Consider the following 17,767-nt stretch of genomic DNA (forward strand, 5'->3'; position numbering starts at 1 on the left):
GAATCATCCCTCCCGGGACGCATTGCATTTAGAACAGAAATCTGTGGGCCAGACGCTCAATACGGGTCAGCAGCTCCGGCAGATGGAACGGCTTAATGACATAATCATCCGCCCCCATCTGCAAGGCATGGATAATATCCCGCTGGTTATTGCGGCCGGTCAGCATGATCACGAGAATGTTCACCTCAGGATAGCTGCTGCGGATCTTCTCCAGCACCTCCAGCCCGTCAAGCCCCGGCATGATGCCGTCCAGCAGAATAATATACTTCTCTTCGGGAGCATACCAGTCCGATTCCAGAAAAAACGCGCCGTCACCATAACTGGCGACCTTCACTCTGGCGGTAGTCCCCGGCTGCCATGCAGCGAAGTGAGTGGTCACTATTCTGCGGATCAGCGGGTCATCATCCACAATAATGACATTCAGCAGCGTCTCGCGCTGGCCCAGCAACAGCTCATGTCTGTACAGCGTGCTCTGGTTCCTGCCGTTATGCTTGCTGGCATAGAGGGCCAGATCCGCTTCCTCTACTAATGTATCGGCATCCGGCACCTCTTCGGTGACCCCGGTCACCCCGCAGGAGAAGGTAACATGGAAGCTCTCGCGTTTGGCCTGAAATTCCCGGGCCGCGAAGGCCGCCTGAATCCGCTCCATCACCAGCAGCGCCTGCTCCGCAGGCGTATTGGGCATGAACAAGGCGAACTCCTCCCCGCCATAGCGGCAGAAGGTGTCCTCCGTACGGATCGACTGCTTCACCAGCTCCGAGAAGCTCTGCAATACCTCGTCCCCCATCAGATGTCCGTACGTATCGTTCACCTGCTTGAACAGATCCAGATCCAAGAGAGCGAGGGAGAAGGTCCGTCCTGTCCGCCTGAAATCGGAGATCAGCTGCTTCATCGTCTGATTGAAGTACTTGCGGTTGAACGCCCCGGTCAGCTCATCGACAATGATCGATTCCTGCCACTCCTTTTTCAGCTCAAAACGGTTCTTGATCAGGACCAGGAACAGATTAATATCCACCGGCTTCTGGATATAATCCATAACTCCCAGCGAATAGGCATACTTCTGAACTTCAATGGAATGCTCGCCACTGATTATAATGATCGGAATCCGCTCTTTCTTGGCTTTGCCGATAATCTGCTTCAGCACATCAATCCCGCTGCGGTCCGGCAGCAGAATATCGAGGAGAATCAAATCCGGCTTGGTCTCATAAAAAAGCTTCAGTCCGCGTCCGGCTGACAGCGCGATGCTGACATAATAAGATTGGCGCTCCAGCGATTCCCGCAAAAAAGCGACCAGCTCGACATCATCGTCGATGATCAGAATCTCGTACTGCTGGTGGACATTGCCGTGGGACAATGCAATACCCGGAGTCAGCGGGGGCACCGCGCCCTTACTGTCCGGCTCCCCGAACAGCTCCAGCAGCGGGTAGATATAATCGCCCCACTCGGCTTCCGTCCAGCTTCTATGATTATCATCCGAGAAATAGAGCAGCGCATTGCCGGAGAAAGCCTCTACGGCATCGAGACCCACAGTGCCCGAGGTGCCCTTCAGATTATGCAGGAAACGATAAATCTCCTTCTCCTCGACTGCTGACTGTTCCGACCATTTCTGCAGCGTTTCTCTCGTGCGCTCTTCTACCAGCTCTTTATATTTTCTCGTTGTCATAATAGCTCCTTCAATCGAACATATCGTACAAAACTCCAATAAATCATATTTTACATCAGGTGTCAATATTATTATACCCTCATGAAAATGCAAGCTCAAATCTCTGATCGGCCCTACAAAAAAGCTTTGGTTGATAACCTTCCCTTCATTTGACATAATAATTAAAATCATTCATTCCGTTAATGCGGCAATGAGCGAAGATTACAGACCATGGATAACGGGAGGCTTTTCAATTGAAGGGGATTATTACGGTACTTGGAAAAGACAAGGTGGGCATCATCGCCAAAGTGTGTACATACCTCGCAGAGCACAATCTGAACATTCTGGATATCTCCCAGACGATTGTGCAGGATTATTTCAACATGATGATGATCGTGGACATCTCTGCCCCCAGCAAGTCCTTCGAGGAGATTGTCGAGGAGCTTCAGCAGATAGGGGAAGACATCGGTGTGGAAATCAAGCTGCAGCATGAGGATATCTTCAATATTATGCACCGGATCTAACCGGCAGAGAGAGGAGTAAGCCCTGTGATCTCACTTGTAGAAGTTCAGGAGACCAATAAAATGATCCGGGAAATGAACCTGGATGTCCGCACCATTACGATGGGTATCAGCCTGATGGACTGCGCCCATTCCGATATGAAGGTATTCAACCAGAAGGTGTACGACAAAATTACCCGCTCAGCCGAGAAGCTGGTCAAGACCGGTGAGGATCTGGAGCGTCAATTCGGGGTGCCGATTGTCAACAAACGGATCTCCGTAACGCCGATTTCGATTGCTGCCGGGGCTGTACATACCGATACCTACGTTCCGGTCGCACGGATTCTGGACAAGGCGGCCAAGGAGGTGGGCGTCAACTTCATCGGCGGGTATTCCGCGCTGGTGCAGAAGGGCTGCACCAAGGGCGACCGGATTCTGATTGACAGTATCCCGGAAGCGCTGGCGGTGACCGAGAGAGTCTGCTCCTCCGTCAACGTCGGCTCCTCACGCAGCGGCATCAACATGGACGCGGTGAAGCTGATGGGTGACATCATTCTTCAGACGGCGGAGCGCACCAAAGATCGCGACTCCATCGGCTGTGCCAAGCTAGTTGTCTTCTGCAACGCGGTCGAGGATAATCCGTTCATGGCCGGAGCCTTCCACGGGGTGGGCGAACGGGAGTGTGTAATTAATGTTGGCGTGAGCGGCCCGGGTGTAATCAAGCGGGCGCTGGAAGAGGTCAAGGGACAGGACTTCGAAACCTTGTGCGAGACCATCAAGCGCACAGCCTTCAAGGTTACCCGTGTCGGCCAGCTGGTCGCCCAGGAAGCCTCCAAGCGGCTGAATGTGCCCTTCGGGATCATCGACCTGTCATTGGCTCCTACTCCCGAGATCGGCGATTCCATCGCCGAGATCTTCCAGGTCATGGGCCTGGAGGAAGCAGGTGCTCCCGGCACTACGGCAGCACTGGCCATCCTTAACGACAATGTCAAAAAAGGCGGAGTCATGGCCTCCTCCTATGTCGGCGGCTTAAGCGGCGCCTTCATCCCGGTCAGCGAAGACCACGGCATGATCCAGGCCGTCCAGCGGGGAGCCCTGACGCTGGAGAAGCTCGAAGCCATGACTTGTGTCTGCTCGGTGGGTCTTGACATGATCGCCATTCCCGGCAGCACCAGCAAAGAGACCCTGGCAGGCATCATTGCCGATGAAGCGGCAATCGGTATGGTCAACAACAAGACCACAGCGGTCCGCGTCATTCCGGTCATCGGCAAGGACGTCGGTGAAATGGTCGAATTCGGCGGCTTGCTCGGATACGCTCCCGTCATGGCCGTCAACCCGTTCAATTGTGCGGGCTTCGTCAACCGCGGCGGACGGATTCCTGCCCCAATTCACAGCTTCAAGAATTAAGGGGGAGTGTAGGCCATCCGGCCGTATATGTCCCCACAGCCCTAACAACCAATAAGACACGTTGCCCTCCCGCTCAGGGAGAGTAACGTGTCTTTGGCAATGCCGGACATCAGCCGGGCGGCGGCTCCGGCGGCACTATAATATGGGACAGCTTCGCAGGGTCCATTAAGAGATACAGATTCTGAATCCGTTCCCCGCCCGGGTCCGTATTCAGGCAGAGCACGCACTTTACCTCCCCCTGATGGGTGAAGATCAGACCCGGCTCACCGTTCAGCAGGCCGTAAGAATGCTTCCACTCCCGCAGATAATGCATAACCCGCTTCGAGGTCAGCAGTGCAGTAACCCCCCGGCGGCCGGTCATCGGCCGGAGAATGGTATGCACCTCGCGGCCCCCGCCGTCGGCAACCAGGACCGGATGCTCGCCCAGCAGCTCCAGCATGCCGCCTACATCATAGGAAGTGAACGCGGCAGTGAACCGCGCCAGCAGCTTCTCGGTGACCGCTCCATATCCGGGCGAAGGTAACCGGGAAGCCGGCTCTGTCTGCAGGACACGCTTCGCCCGGCTGAAGATCTGCCGGCAGTTGCTGGCCGACTTGCCTACCATTCCGGCTATCGCATCATAGTCGTATTCGAAGGCCTCCCGCAGTACGAATACCGCACGCTCCGTGGGGGACAGACGCTCCAGCAGCACCAGAAAAGCATACGACAGATGGTCCTTGCGTTCTGCCGCCGCTTCCGGGCCATCATATCCTTCGCTCACCGGCTCAGGCAGCCACTCCCCGATATATGTCTCTCTGCGGCTGCGGGCAGAATTCAGCATATTGAGGCAGCGGTTGGTAACCCCTTTGGCCACATAGGCTTTGATATTCTGAATGCCGCTGCGGTCTCGGTGCTGCAACTCGGCATACATATCCTGCACAGCATCCTCTGCATCGGCAACTACGCCAAGCAGCCGGTAGGCAATGGAGAAGGCATAGCCTTTATAATTCTGGTACAGCTCCTCCATACCCGGATTCTCCGCCGCAGGTGTCTTCGCCTGAGCAGTTATTTTACCCCTGTCCACTTCACGCAGCTCCCTTCCTTACCCTTCTGTCCTCTTCTTTAGCCGAAGCAGCCCGGGAACATTCCGGTAGTAATTGCGATCCGGTTCCAGCTGTTGATGGTATTGATCGCCATAATCCAGTCCACCAGTTCCTCTTCGCTGAAGTGCGTAAGCATCTTATTGTACAGCTCCAGCGGAACGCCAGCTTCACTAATCAGCGTGACCTGCTCGGCGAATTCCAGCAGCACGCGTTCCTTGGCACTGAACAACGGCGCTTCGCGCCATACACTCAGCAGCAGGATGTGATCGGCATAGTCGCCCAGCTTCATCAGATCCTTGCCGTGCATATCCAGACAGAACGCACAGCCGTTGATCTGGGAGACCCGTATTTTCACCAGCTCATACAGCACCTTATCCTTGCTGCGGCTTCCAGCATGCTGCTCCAGCGCCATCATGGCCCGGAACGCCGGACCGTTAACCTCACGATAATTCATTCTTAGACTCAAATTAGGTCGCCTCCATTATGGTTATAATGCTCTTCATAACTGTAGACAAGACAGAGCCGGATGTTGTGACACAATAACCCTAGATACCTATAAATCTTATCTTACACAAAAAGGGCAGGACAGCGAAATTCCGCAGCCCTGCCCGTTCATTCCATTATGCGCTCAGGCTCTTGGCCCTGCGCGAGGAGAACAGCCGCCAGCCGGTCAGCAGCGCCGATAACAGGCAGATCGCGGACGACGTCAGGAAGACGACATGCATCCCTGAGAGGAACAGCTCCGGACGTCCTTCTACCAGCCCGGTTACCCGGTAGCCGGCCTTGCTGCTCATCACATTGAACAGAATCGAGGTGGCTACGGTAATGCCGACAACCATTCCCACATTGCGGACCAGTGAATTCACGCTGCCTGCCGAGCCAAGCTGTGTCCGCGGCACCGTTGACATGATCAGCGAATTGTTCGGTGAGCCGAACATCCCGCTGCCGATGCCGAGCATGGCGATCCAGACGCCGACCAGCATCACCGGACTGCCTTCATGCAGCCGGGCCAGCCCGAACTGGGCGACTACCATCACGATCAGCCCTGCAAAGGTGAGCAGCTCCGAACCGATCTTGTCGGACAACGCCCCGCTGAGCGGAGCGACAATCACCATACAGATCGGGTAGAGCATGAGCAGGAAGCCTGCATCAAAGGGGGACATGTTCAGCATATTCTGCGCATAGAACGGTGCGATAATATTGAAGCAGAAGTTCGACACGAATACCAGAAAGGCACAGAATATGCTCAGTGAGAACAAGGGATTCTTGAACAGGGTCAGCTGAAGCAGCGGCCCAGCGCTGCGCTGCTCCACGATCAGGAAGACGATGAAGGTAACCACCGATGCCGTAAGAGCTGCAAGAATCCGCGTATCCCCGTATCCCAGCTGCTGGCCGAGCAGAAGTCCTGCGAATAGAGAGACAATGAACACGGCAAACAGGAGGCTGCCGGGAACATCAATCCCTGACTTCACCCGCACCAGATCCTTCGGCAGCACCTTCCAGCCCAGTGCAATCGCCAGAATTCCAATCGGCACATTCACCCAGAAAATGTACTCCCAGCCCATAGAGGATACAATAATTCCGCCGAGACTTGGCCCCGCTATACTGCCGAGGGACACGAAGGTTCCGATCAGACCAAGGGCCTTGCCGCGTTCCGTAGACGGAAAAATATCCGTCACAATCCCCTGGCTGTTCGCCATGGTCATCGAAGCGCCGAGCGCCTGAACTACGCGTGAAGCAATAAGCAGCGGCAGGCTGTGGCTGAATCCGCAGAGCAGGGAGCCGATCGTGAAGATGACCATGCCCAGCTTAAATATCCTGATTTTGCCGGCAATGTCACCCAGCTTCCCGAAGAACAGAATCACCGAACAGATGGCCATCAGATATCCGGTTGTCACCCATTCTACCTGGGCTACCGGCAGTCCCAGCTCCTTCACCAGCACCGGCAGCGCAATATTCACAATACTTCCGTCCAGTGTCGACATAAAAGTAAACAAATTAAGAACGATCAGAATCAGCCAGCGCTTCTTCTGTATCGCGGCGTCCTCCTGATAAGTCGCCTCTAAGCTGCTCATCCACTAACACCCTCTTGGTTCAAATGTAATCTAGTTGCACACGCAACAAACTAATCCTTCACAGTGTACTGCAAATTAGTTGCGTGCGCAACAATATTACGGTAAAATCTGAGGCAGACGGCATCCCATACACAGGCTGCCGTTATTCCCCTCAGCGAGGTGTCCGTTGTGACTTCAGATAAAGAACCGGTTAGTGAACACAGTAGAGAACCGATCGGGAAGCTGATCTCCCATCTCCACCGCCAGAACCAAAAAATACTGGCCAAGGAGCTGCTTCCCTATGGCATAGGCAGCGGAGGCCAGCATAGCTTCTTAAAGCTGGTTCTGAGTCATCCGGGGATCACCCAGGATCAGATGACCAGCCGGATTAAATGCGATAAAGCGACAACCACCCGCTCCGTCAAGCTTCTGGAGACCTCGGGATATATCGAACGCCGGACTGACCCGCATGACCGCCGCTCCTTCCTGCTGTACCCAACCCCCCAGGCGCTCGAATTCGCCCCGGTCTTCCAGTCGCTGCTGGACGATTTCAACCGCGAGCTGTCCAAGGACCTCACCGAGAGTGAGCTGGATACGCTGATCGACCTGCTCCACAAGGTCACCCGCAACTCAGAGCGGCTGAACGGGCAGAGCTGACCAGGGGCTCCAGCAGATCTATAGGCTGAAGCTTACTTTAGCGGCAGGGGCTAAGAAGAATTAGTGTCGGAGACTAATCGCCCACTCCACGCTCGCGTATCCCTTCTGCACGGTATTCGCTGGGCAGCATGCCGACATGCTCCCGGAACAGCCTGCTGAAATAACGGTCATCCTCGAAGCCGGACCGGCAGGCAATTTCACACACTGGGTCGTGGGTTTCCAGCAGCAGCGACTTCGCCAGTTCCAGCCGCATGCCCCGCAGGCAGTCCCCGAACGTCTCACCGGCGAAGCGGGCGAAGCACCGGCTGAAATAACCGCGGCTCATATGGATGGCAGCGGCAACATCGCCCTGATTGATTTTGTGCCCGGCATGACTCTTCATATACCGCACAGCGGTGATCAGGCAGAGCATCACCTCTTTGCTCAGGCCAAGCTCCAGCATCCGCCGCTGAGCATAGCCTGCGAACTGGTGCAGCCAGACTTGCCAGTGACGCCAGCTCCGGTTGCTCTCCGCCGCCAGCGCAAGCTGCTGCGCCTCCCCTTCCGTTAGCAGCAGTCTGCTCCAGTCACGCAGCAGTTCTAGTCCAAAGTCCGCCACCGCTTCCGCGCCCGGCTGCTGTGAGACAACCCCGCCTATGAAGAGTTCCCATTCTCTCCGCTCCAGCGTCCAGCGGAGATTCTGCGCCTGCACCAGCGGCGAGAAACGGCCCGCCTCCGGCCGTTGCCGCGCGGCCAGCGCCTGCAGTTCACCATAGTGCAGCCTCGGGAGTGCCTGGCTGCTGGTCTCATAGAACAGCGCCTGCCGGACCGACTGTTCCAGGACCGTTGCGATCTCCTTCAGCGGCTGATCGCGCACCCCCTCCAGCATTGCCGTTGCCCAGCTTGTCCCAAGAGCCGCCGCAAGCTCCTTGCCGATTCGCTCCCCATCCACGCGGTATAGCAGGGGAGACAGCCACATGTCCTGTACAGCATGCAGTGTGGAGTTCTGGACCATGGACAGCGTACATAGCTGCTCTTCGTTCAGCTCCGGGACAAGCGGCACATAGAGCAGCGCCTTGTCCGTAGGCATCACCTTCAACGCTGCACTTGCCGGTGCACCTCTGTTCCCGTCCTCCCACCTGATTCGCTCCACCAGCCTGCGGATGGTTTCACCGGCATTCTCCGGCTCCAGCAGTGTTGTGACAATATAATCAACCGCTCCCAGCCGCAGCGCCTCCTGCACGTAGTCGAATTCCTGATGGCTGGTCAGCACCACACAGCGGACAGCGGGATACCGCATCCGCACTTGGCGGATCAGCTCGAACCCGGTCATGTCCGGCATCGTGATATCTACGAACAGCAGATCCGTCTCTTGCGCGCGCATCAGCTCCAATGCCGTCTTGCCGTCCCCGGCCTCTCCGGTAATCACCACACCGAAGGATGGCCAGTCCAGCAGCGAGATGAAGCCCCTGCGCATAAGCCGCTCATCATCTACGACTAGAGCCTTAATCATCGCGGTCCTCCTTGCTTTTGATATGGATAATGAGACTGATACTGTGATTCCGCCTTTCTCACCGTTCTTCATGGAAGCGTTTCAATATATAGATACAATACCATATTTTGTTTATTCTGAAAATAAAAAGGCATGCACTAAGCTTGAACTCGATGCTTGGTCGTCGCTGCGGTGAACATTTGGACTTCCGGCCGCTGTTGTCCCCGGATTACATGATTTATACAACATAAAAAGAGCTGCTCACAGGCAGAATATCCGCCGTATGAACAACTCCACTTCTGCTATGTAGTTACTGGTAGAGCTTCAGATTAAAAAGGATGGATAAGTTTGCTAAACCCTATCCACCCAAAATCTAACGGACCGGAGAGATCTTATCCCCGCGAAAACGCCACTTTTTGCAGCTTAACGGACTCAGGCGACCCTATAGTCTCGCTATGAGACGTTTCGGAGCTGAAGTGCAAAGGATAAGGCCTGTGGAGTCCGTTACTCGCCCCATTGGCGACTTTCTTCCCAGATAAGAGCACCTCAGTCCGTTACGCTAAGCCAAACGCCCCTGAAGAACAAGGAGCGCTTGGAAAAAAGATGTAATTTGAAGGGGAATGGCATCTGCTTCACTATTTTAAATCTGATAAGGTACTAGTAAGCATCAGATTTCAGTGCGTGCGTGAAAATCACTTTAACTAATCGCTTGCTGAGGGTTTACCGCCCCAATTAAGGGTCAAGGGGTAGGCTTAATTGCAGTTTGTACAACTAAATCGTCGGATGTGCTCCCTAATCTTTGTTTAGCTGTATTTCGTGCAATTAAAATAGTTCTATACCTGGCTTTTCGCCCATTCGGGCAAATATAGTTGTACAGACTACAGTTAGAAGAGGAAATCCTTCCATTTCCCTGTTTTTAGTTGCACAGAATACATTTATCTCTGAGCGTTCGCTACGAAGAGAATGAATTCTATCCTCCATGGAGTTCTTTACTTGGTAAAGGTGACTTCCTTCCAGATTAGGAGTTCCTCCGTTCGTTACATCGAGTCCTCCAGCTAAGGGGAGACCTGACTTCACCCTTTTAAATCTGACGCTGTACTAGTGCAGCGTCAGGTTAACATGTACGGATCGGATCAGTAAGAAGAAATCATACACTATATTGGTCGGGCTTTTCGCATACATTTGGCCCGGTTACCTATGCAGCATCAATTGTGTCCGGCTTTTCGCATACAATTTGGGGCTCTACTAGGGTAAGCGGCCCGCCCCCTCCCTTCACCTAAAAAGCCGCCCGATTAGCCTCCAGGCCCCTCACTCCCGGCTTAATGCGGAACAATCCGCCCGCCTGCGGCCAGCGTTCCAGCTCTTCTGCACTCATGTATCCGCATGCCGTAGTGATGTACAGCTCGTCCAGATTCTCGCCGCCGAATGCACAGGAGGTGACATAATGCGCCGGAACCTCAATTTTCTCCAACCGCTCGCCTGTATGGGGATTCCACCGCGAGATACAGCCACCGCGCCAGTGGGCAACCCAGAGCATGCCTTCGCTGTCGATCGTCATCCCATCCGGCCAGCCTTCGCCTTCCGCCAACCGGATGACCGTCCGGCGCCCGCTTACCGATCCGTCTGCCAGCGAATAATCCATCGCATCGATTCCCTTGGTCAACGTGTCAATGTAATACATAACCCCCAGACTGTCGTTCCAGGCTAAGCCGTTGGAGATACCGATGCCAGTCAACACCTGCCGGACCTCTCCAGCGGATTCCATTACATACAGGCTGCCGTCTCTTCCGGCAAACCTTCTGTTCATCGAGCCGAACCACAACCGTCCACGGCTGTCACATTTGGCATCATTTAGCCGGTTGCCGGGAATTCCGGTCTCCACCGCTGCCAGAAGCTCCACAGGCTGATGCTCCATATATCTGTAGATCCCGTCCTCCATCGTCAGAATCCAGCCGCCGCGCTCCGCCGGTACAGCTGCACTTACCTTTCGTTCAAAGGAATGAATATCATCCGTCCCCTGGCCAGGGTCATAGAGATGTAATTCATTGCGGTCAACATCCATCCAATACAATCTGCCCTTCCTGTGATCCCAATAGGGACCTTCTCCAAGTGCCGCCTTCGCAGCAACCACGCATTCCATAGTTCCGCTCAACGTAAACCCTCCTCGAATAAGTTCTCTTTCTTATGTAATGTTGCGCCTGTAATGTTGCACCTGTAATGTAGCGCCTGTAATGCTGCACCTCCAGCCGCCAACCTGACATACACCTGTCCGGTTCGCATGATATGCTTAAGGAAATACCAGCCTATGAACTGAGGTGAGCCGCATGAAATTCGAATGGAGAAAACAAGACAAGGCCCTGTACCTGCCCCCTGCCGAACCGGGGCTGATTCAGGTTCCCGCCTTCCCTTATTTCACCCTGCGGGGTGAAGGCAATCCGAACGGCAGCGCCTTCGCAGAAGCAGTTGCTGCGCTCTATTCCTTGTCCTATGCAGTTAAGATGCTGCCAAGACGAGGACCCGTGCCGGAAGGCTATTACGATTACACCATCTTCCCGCTGGAAGGGGTATGGGATCTCAGCGAAACCGGACGCCGCTTGGCAGCTCTTGACAAAGACGAGCTGGTATACACCATAATGATCCGGCAGCCGGATTTTGTAACCCCGGAGCTGGCCGCTGAAGTGCTGGAGCAGGTTAAGCGCAGCAAGCCCCACCCGCTGCTGGATAAGGCTGTCTTCACCCGCTTCGAAGACGGCCTCAGTGTGCAGATGCTGCATATCGGCCCTTATGATGATGAGCCGCACAGCTTCGCCAGAATGGAGCAATTCTGTGCCGCCCAAGGACTGCTGCGGGAGTCTCACCTGCACCGCGAAATCTATATCTCGGATGCCCGGCGTGTCCGCCCGGAGAACCTGCGAACCGTGCTGCGGTTCAAGGCCGCCCGGCAGGATTAACGCTATATTTTCACCGTGTTCCGTACGGTCGAGCTCTTATGAACCTCCAGCAAATCGCGGTATTCCACCGTCTCAATCTCGCAGCCGGCGCCGATCACCACGCTCCCGCCCCGTACGGTCTGCGCCTGCGTATGCTGAAGCTCGATCCGGTCCCCTTCGATCAGCCGGGCTGTGAAGCTCATGTTTTTGCTCATCCCAGGCCTCAGCAGCGCACTGGAACGGCTGCGCTTGATGGAGATGCGGCCGCCGCCGACTGTGTCTGCTTTACAGGGGCCGAATAACACCAGGTCGAGCTTCTCCGCATTGAACAAGCCGCTGACCTCCAGGATTCCGGTGAGCTCCACCTGCTCTGCCTCACAGTCCCCGGTAACTATAATCCCGCCGGTGAGCCTGATCTCCTCAATCCGCAGCCCGCCGCCTGCCGTAAGCTGACCCTGTCCGCGCAGGCTGGCTGCGTCCACCCGGCCCTTCACCTTACACTCCCCGGTCATTTTGATATGCTGTGCCCGCAGATCCCCTTCCACCGCCACCTCCCCGGTCTGGGCAAGCTTCAGGCAATCGACATCTCCCCTAAAGGTACATTCTCCCGTCACCTTCACATCCTTAAAGACTCCGCCTACGGAACTCGACGTCCCGAGTATCTTCAGATCATGGCGTTCTGCCGCTTCATTCACCAGTCTTCTCCTCCTTTTCTACATGGGCACCGGGATGTACAGTCAATTCCCCGCTATATTCAACCCGTCCAATGGAGCAGCCCTGCCCGATAATGACTGTCCCGCCCCGGACTACATCCGCAGTCGTGTATTCCAGATCAAGCGTATCGCCTTCAATAAGCTTGGCCTGCAGTTCGATTTTGAGCTTGGGAATCATTCCGCCGAGCAGTTTACCCCAGGCCGCGTTGCCTTTTTTGCGGATTACCAGACTCTCCACGCCAATCTCACCCGCCTCCGAGTGGCCCTGAAGCCCGAACTCGATCCGGCCCGCACTGAGCAGTCCGCCCACCGTAAATACCCCTTCACCGGTCAGCTCCTCCAGCTCACAATTGCCCTTCAGCTTCAGCATACCGTCCATAACGCAGCGCTCTCCCCGCAGACTGCCCTCCGCATTCACCACTCCATTCAGCTTCATTTCACCAACCTGCAGATTGCCCTTCAGATTGAGGGTTCCGTTCATCTCCATCTCTTCCGCCGCAAGGTCGCCGTTCAGCTTCATGACGCCGTCACAGTTGCAGGTATGCGCGCTGAGCGCTCCGTTAATCTTGCTGACGCCGTTGATATTCACTTGGTGATATCGGCCTCCGGCAGCCGTGTTGACTCCATCCATCACCAGATCCGGCAGTTCGTTCTTCTCCATGGTCCAGCCTCCTGTGCTTTATTGTTCCTTGCTCCTATCACTTGTGCTCACTCAAGCGCGCATTCAGTTGCTCCGCCAGATCGGCAGACTGAAGCCTGCTCACCAGCCGTACTCCCTCATCGAAGGCCAGCGCCGCTCCGGGCAGAGCCATAATGAAGAAGCTAACCCCCATCTTCCTTACAAAAAACAGCTCCCAGCCCTTCTCCCCGTACCCCGCAGCATGCGTCTCAAGCGTCTGATAGAGGCGGTCCGCTTCCTCCCAGCTGAGTTCCCCCTTGCTGAGCAGCCCATCTGCAGCGAATACATTAAGGATCTGCTCGAAGGTAAGCGGTATGTCTTCTGTCTCCGGCTTGCCGAACCGCTCCAGACTGCTTACTGAAACAATGTTACGTTCTCTCAACTGAGATACGCTCAACCCAATCCGGTATAAAGATGGCGGCTCTGACAGCTTATCCGCCAATTCATCCAGGGACAGATCATCCTTCTTCTGTAAAATATGCTGAACCCGCCCCAAAATCCGCACCCGCGGAAAAAAGGTTTCCTGTCCCGTAAAGGTAGATTTGCGGATGAACCATTCCTCGGGAATCAGCTGCTTCCGCTTCCAGCGGTACAATTGCCCGTAAGAAATGCCCGTCTCATCGAGCAGCTCCTTCTTGGAGATTAAATCCTCTTCCATATCATCACTCCTTGCGTTCATCGTAACATAACACTGTTACGTTGTAAACGGGCATGCCTCCATGGAGCTACATCTTCCCCTTGACCTTGCATCCCAAAAAAGAACAAGGGCAGACCCCAGCCATTACCCGGCTTCGGATCTGCCCTGTTTTGTCAGTTGTCTGTACTCTGATTCTATGAACGTACAACGCCCTTCTGCCGGGCTTCACGTAGCCATTTCGGGTACTCGTTGAAGAGGCGGTCATACAGGTCCTCATCGCTGACCTCGTCCAGATCATCCAGCGCGAAGAAGTCGGCATTATCCAAATACCGGCCCCGCAGATCGTCAAGCTCACGGAGCACGCCATAATCCGCATTGCCCAGCCCCACAAACTGCCAGAAAATATTATGCTTCGAGCTGTCGATCAGCAGCTTCGATATTTTGGGCGTCTCATAGATTCCGCCGTCGCTGAAGAACACAACATATACCGGCAGGCTGCCCGGCTCCTCCTTCGTGTACTTCTTGATCAGATCCGCCATCACCACCGGCTCATTGTTCCCGATGCCGAGTCCCCCGAACATTTTCGGCCCCGGATAGGTCCGCTTCACATAATCCTCATACCCGTGTTCATTCACGCTCGGCATTCGTTTGCTCTTGGTGGCGAAGAACCATACATCCAGCATTCCGTCATCATCCATCTGTGCAGCGATAGCCAGCACCCGTTCAAAAGCCCGCTGCACGACTCCCATCGAATATAAATGCGACATGGAGCCGGATGCATCGAATACCACCGCCACCCTTGCCTTCTCCTGGTCGAGATTCTTCTTGCGCAGTGAAATTCCGACCTGCTGCTTCAGAAGATCAATCTTCGTCAAGTTCAGTGCAGGCCGGGGAGCCTCCTCCAGGACTGTGTCCTTGGGAGGGCCGCTGTATGTAGCTGCTGCTTCCGTATGTCCCGGCATCCCTTGTGCGTGTACCTGTGCTCCGCTGCCGCTCTGCGGCGCTTCGTCTTCCACTTCAACGCCGTGCGCTTCCGCCAGCGGCTTCAGTCCGCCATGGAAGCCCCGCCCGACTGCCCGCAGCTTGAAGCCTGCACCGTGGCGGTACAGCTCGGCCAGCACCAGCGAGGTCTCGGCATTACCTTCCACAATCTCATATACCAGCTCCGTATCCTTCCCGGCTGCGCTGATTCTGCAGCCCCGGACATCGGCGAAGGTTCCGGGGCCGTCAAGCGTAGCGGCGAAGACGCATTTCTCAATAGCCGAATCACGGAGCGCGTGCAGATCTATGGCGAACTCTCCGCTGTATTTATCAATCGGATTGAATACGACCGTATGCTTGGGATCAGCCGGCTGATTATAGAAGATAAAAAAATCATCGGAAGGCACCTTGCCGTTCTCGCCCACCATGAAGCAGCTGATATCCAGAATAGCCGGAGAACTGCTGCAGGATATCTTCACGATTGCCTGGGTTGAAGCCTCGTCCAGCTTCGCATTGGAGCCGCTTACCAGCTTGATGATATTAGGATTCATGAATGCACTCTCCTGATCTCTCATAATGAATTTCCAGAATGTACCCGCCGGTTCCCGTTCTGCAAAAAGAGCAGACCATTCCCTCATAAGGATATGTCTGCTCCCGGTTGATTACCAGATGTTGACTCTCAGCACAGCCGTTATGTCAGGCAGCCTGCGAGTCCTTTGCATGTATAGATCGGTCGATGCCGCCAAGAAGATCTTATTCTTCCGACTTCTCAGCTTCGGCTGCTTCCTCTGGCGCAGGTGCGGCGGCAGCTTCATCAGCAGGCGCTTCCATCACAAGCGGAGGTGAGATCCGCACGATCAGCGTATCTTCAGGGGTAAGGATCTCCCAGCCCTCATGCTTCGGCAGATCAGATACAAGCAATTGATCGCCGATTTCAAGGCCGCTAATATCTACATCAAAAGAAGCTTCCAGCTTATCAGGCAGGGTACGGATGTCCAGCTCGTACAGCTCAACCTGCTGAACGCCGCCGCTCTTGACGCCGGCAGGGTCGCCGGTGAAGTTGAAGGCAACCTTGGTATCAAGCTCGGCCTTCATATCAATCTGCTGCAAATCTACATGAAGCAGAGTACGGGATAACGGCTGGCGCTGCACTTCCTGAATAACCGCATTCTTCGAGCCGGAGCCCGGAAATTCGACCTTCAGGATCGCACGCGGATTTTTGCCGAGAATGTCATTAAGAGTCTTAGCTTCTGCTGAAAAGGACTGGGTATCTGAACCTGCACCGTATACTACAACCGGTACAAAACCTTTGCTGCGCTGGGAAGAATTCGATCCGGATCTTTCAGTCAAGCGTACTGTGGTATTCATGATATTTCCTCCTAATAGTTTTTTGAGTGCTGCGCTCTTCGCTCAGAAGCCGGGCATCTGCCCGCGGCAAGCACGCCAAGTAGTGTCAGCATAGCTGCAATAAAAAACAAGACTAATTAGATCTTATGTCTAATCAGTCTCTTATTAACCATATTTGCCTGCTGTGGAATCAGTATAGCACCGGGAAATAGACAAGTCAAAATAGGTTGATCTTCAAATCCAATCCATTTCTATAAATGATTACGCTAAATAACAGACCCTAAATGGCCTGCATTGCTTCTCCCCGTTTCTCGCTTTTTGCCGGGCAGGGTAGTAAAATATAAACACTATACCGGAATGGAGTGAAGATACATGGAACAGATTGCTAAGGGAGAAGGACGTTTTTATATTGCTGGTGACGGGAAGGACCTGGCCGAGATTACATATAAAGCAGACCAGACAACAGGTGACCTGGTGATTGACCATACCTTTGTCTCCGAAGATCTGCGCGGTCAGGGTGCGGGAGAGAAGCTTGTGCGGGCGGTCGTTGATCTGGCCCGTGAACAGAACGTGCACATTGTACCGGAGTGCCCGTATGCGGCACATCAATTCGAGAAGCATGCGGAGTACCGGGATGTGCTGAAATAGGAGGAAGCAACATTGATTACGGCTGATATATTGAAACAAATCGAAGAGCTCCAGCAGCGCTGCGAGCAGTATGAAGGAATCTCGCTGAAGCTGAATTGGGATATGCTGCGGCATCCGGGGGAAGCCGGCGGTGCGGAATGGCTGTTAGCCTACGAAGGGGAACTGCTGACCGGATTCATCGGAATGTACGGGATCGGCGGTGACATGGAGGTATGCGGCATGGTCCGGCCAGGCTACCGCCGCCGGGGCATCTTCAGCTCCCTCTGGGAGCAGGCCCAGCCCCTCATCCGCAGAGGGAAGACGAAGACGCTGCTGCTGAACACCCCTGCGGCTTCAGCTTCAGGTAATGCCTATTTGATGACCTTGCCAGTTAGCTTCAGCCATTCGGAGTATCAGATGAAATGGGATGGTGCAGACAGCCGGGTTAGAGCCTCCGAGGCCAGCTCGGCCTCCGGCAAGGTGCTGCTCCGGCCTGCACGCCCGGAGGAGACCCCGCTGCTGATCGCCTTCGACTGCGACGGGTTCCAGATGACCGAAGAGGACGCCGCTGAAATGTATGTACAGCTGGAACAGGAAGTCTCCCAGGAGCATATCATCATCGAGCTCAGCGGCAAGCCCGCCGGGAAAATGCGCCTGTGGTCCGAGGACAACGAAACCTGGATATACGGATTTACCGTGGACAAGAAGCTGCGCGGTCTCGGCATCGGCCGCAGTGCCCTTCAGCAGACGATTGAGCGGGAGCAGCGGAATTATAACGGAGTGAATCTGGAGGTTGCGCTGGATAACCCCAATGCGCTGAAGCTCTATGAGAGCTGCGGCTTCGTCATTCAGAGCCAGCAGGATTATTACACCTTACCTTTGAACAGTTAGCCTGGCAACGAGTGTTCAAAGAAGCATACATTTGGGCCCATATGCCTGCTGCCAGCGCAATGTATGCTGTTTTTCGCATACATTGCCTAAATAATTAAAAAGCATCTCCTCTAGTCAAATGGGACTGAAGGAGATGCTTTTGGGTCGTC

Annotated in this window: 17 protein-coding genes; 6 read left to right on the plus strand and 11 right to left on the minus strand. The window is 54.7% G+C overall.

Annotated elements, in window-relative coordinates:
* Positions 1-28: 28 nt before the first annotated feature.
* Positions 29-1,663 (minus strand): diguanylate cyclase, encoded by a 1,635-nt coding sequence (locus MHH28_RS10235; RefSeq protein ID WP_405114512.1) that lies wholly within the window; start codon positions 1,661-1,663, stop codon positions 29-31.
* Between the two features lie 233 nt (positions 1,664-1,896).
* On the opposite strand from MHH28_RS10235, the gene MHH28_RS10240 reads away from it, so the two are divergent.
* Both MHH28_RS10240 and MHH28_RS10245 read left to right on the plus strand, forming a co-directional pair.
* Positions 1,897-2,166, plus strand: a complete 270-nt coding sequence (locus MHH28_RS10240) for an ACT domain-containing protein (protein ID WP_405114514.1) — start codon at positions 1,897-1,899, stop codon at positions 2,164-2,166.
* 24 nt (positions 2,167-2,190) lie between these two features.
* Complete coding sequence (locus MHH28_RS10245) at positions 2,191-3,549, plus strand: PFL family protein (RefSeq protein ID WP_405114516.1); 1,359 nt, start codon at positions 2,191-2,193, stop codon at positions 3,547-3,549.
* Between the two features lie 109 nt (positions 3,550-3,658).
* Here the strand turns inward: MHH28_RS10245 and MHH28_RS10250 are convergent, their stop codons facing one another.
* From MHH28_RS10250 to MHH28_RS10260, 3 genes are all read right to left on the minus strand, one after another.
* Positions 3,659-4,621 carry a sigma-70 family RNA polymerase sigma factor gene (locus tag MHH28_RS10250; RefSeq protein WP_405116992.1) on the minus strand — a complete coding sequence of 321 codons (963 nt, stop codon included), beginning with the start codon at positions 4,619-4,621 and terminating at the stop codon, positions 3,659-3,661.
* 29 nt (positions 4,622-4,650) lie between these two features.
* On the minus strand, positions 4,651-5,097 hold the full coding sequence (locus tag MHH28_RS10255) for a carboxymuconolactone decarboxylase family protein (protein ID WP_405114518.1): 447 nt from the start codon (positions 5,095-5,097) through the stop codon (positions 4,651-4,653).
* 154 nt (positions 5,098-5,251) lie between these two features.
* Positions 5,252-6,706 carry an MFS transporter gene (locus tag MHH28_RS10260; RefSeq protein WP_405114520.1) on the minus strand — a complete coding sequence of 485 codons (1,455 nt, stop codon included), beginning with the start codon at positions 6,704-6,706 and terminating at the stop codon, positions 5,252-5,254.
* A gap of 168 nt (positions 6,707-6,874) precedes the next feature.
* On the opposite strand from MHH28_RS10260, the gene MHH28_RS10265 reads away from it, so the two are divergent.
* Positions 6,875-7,342 carry a MarR family winged helix-turn-helix transcriptional regulator gene (locus MHH28_RS10265; protein WP_405114522.1) on the plus strand — a complete coding sequence of 156 codons (468 nt, stop codon included), beginning with the start codon at positions 6,875-6,877 and terminating at the stop codon, positions 7,340-7,342.
* 73 nt (positions 7,343-7,415) lie between these two features.
* Here the strand turns inward: MHH28_RS10265 and MHH28_RS10270 are convergent, their stop codons facing one another.
* Both MHH28_RS10270 and MHH28_RS10275 read right to left on the minus strand, forming a co-directional pair.
* On the minus strand, positions 7,416-8,834 hold the full coding sequence (locus MHH28_RS10270) for a helix-turn-helix domain-containing protein (protein WP_405114525.1): 1,419 nt from the start codon (positions 8,832-8,834) through the stop codon (positions 7,416-7,418).
* A 1,255-nt stretch (positions 8,835-10,089) separates the two neighbouring features.
* Positions 10,090-10,965: an SMP-30/gluconolactonase/LRE family protein gene (locus MHH28_RS10275; RefSeq protein ID WP_405114527.1), complete on the minus strand. Its 876-nt coding sequence runs from the start codon at positions 10,963-10,965 to the stop codon at positions 10,090-10,092.
* 172 nt (positions 10,966-11,137) lie between these two features.
* Between MHH28_RS10275 and MHH28_RS10280 the strand changes: the two genes are divergently transcribed.
* On the plus strand, positions 11,138-11,764 hold the full coding sequence (locus MHH28_RS10280; RefSeq protein WP_405114530.1) for a GyrI-like domain-containing protein: 627 nt from the start codon (positions 11,138-11,140) through the stop codon (positions 11,762-11,764).
* A 2-nt stretch (positions 11,765-11,766) separates the two neighbouring features.
* Here the strand turns inward: MHH28_RS10280 and MHH28_RS10285 are convergent, their stop codons facing one another.
* The 5 genes from MHH28_RS10285 to MHH28_RS10305 form a co-directional block, all read right to left on the minus strand.
* The gene (locus tag MHH28_RS10285; RefSeq protein WP_405114532.1) at positions 11,767-12,438 is read right to left on the minus strand and encodes a hypothetical protein; all 672 of its coding nucleotides are present in this window, start codon (positions 12,436-12,438) and stop codon (positions 11,767-11,769) included.
* Positions 12,431-13,117, minus strand: a complete 687-nt coding sequence (locus tag MHH28_RS10290) for a hypothetical protein (RefSeq protein WP_405114534.1) — start codon at positions 13,115-13,117, stop codon at positions 12,431-12,433. The genes MHH28_RS10285 and MHH28_RS10290 overlap by 8 nt, the downstream gene beginning before the upstream one ends.
* A gap of 37 nt (positions 13,118-13,154) precedes the next feature.
* A complete protein-coding gene (locus MHH28_RS10295; protein ID WP_405114536.1) occupies positions 13,155-13,793 on the minus strand; it encodes a DUF4004 family protein in 639 nt (212 codons plus the stop codon).
* 173 nt (positions 13,794-13,966) lie between these two features.
* Positions 13,967-15,304, minus strand: a complete 1,338-nt coding sequence (locus tag MHH28_RS10300; protein ID WP_405114539.1) for a vWA domain-containing protein — start codon at positions 15,302-15,304, stop codon at positions 13,967-13,969.
* Between the two features lie 202 nt (positions 15,305-15,506).
* A complete protein-coding gene (locus MHH28_RS10305) occupies positions 15,507-16,121 on the minus strand; it encodes a 50S ribosomal protein L25 (RefSeq protein ID WP_405114541.1) in 615 nt (204 codons plus the stop codon).
* A gap of 351 nt (positions 16,122-16,472) precedes the next feature.
* Here MHH28_RS10305 and MHH28_RS10310 point away from each other — a divergent pair, with 351 nt between their 5' ends.
* Both MHH28_RS10310 and MHH28_RS10315 read left to right on the plus strand, forming a co-directional pair.
* On the plus strand, positions 16,473-16,748 hold the full coding sequence (locus MHH28_RS10310) for a GNAT family N-acetyltransferase (RefSeq protein WP_405114544.1): 276 nt from the start codon (positions 16,473-16,475) through the stop codon (positions 16,746-16,748).
* A gap of 12 nt (positions 16,749-16,760) precedes the next feature.
* Positions 16,761-17,618 (plus strand): GNAT family N-acetyltransferase, encoded by an 858-nt coding sequence (locus MHH28_RS10315; protein ID WP_405114546.1) that lies wholly within the window; start codon positions 16,761-16,763, stop codon positions 17,616-17,618.
* The last annotated feature ends 149 nt before the right edge of the window (positions 17,619-17,767 follow it).

Source organism: Paenibacillus sp. FSL K6-1217 (assembly GCF_045040735.1).
Taxonomy (GTDB): Bacteria; Bacillota; Bacilli; order Paenibacillales; family Paenibacillaceae; genus Paenibacillus_AQ.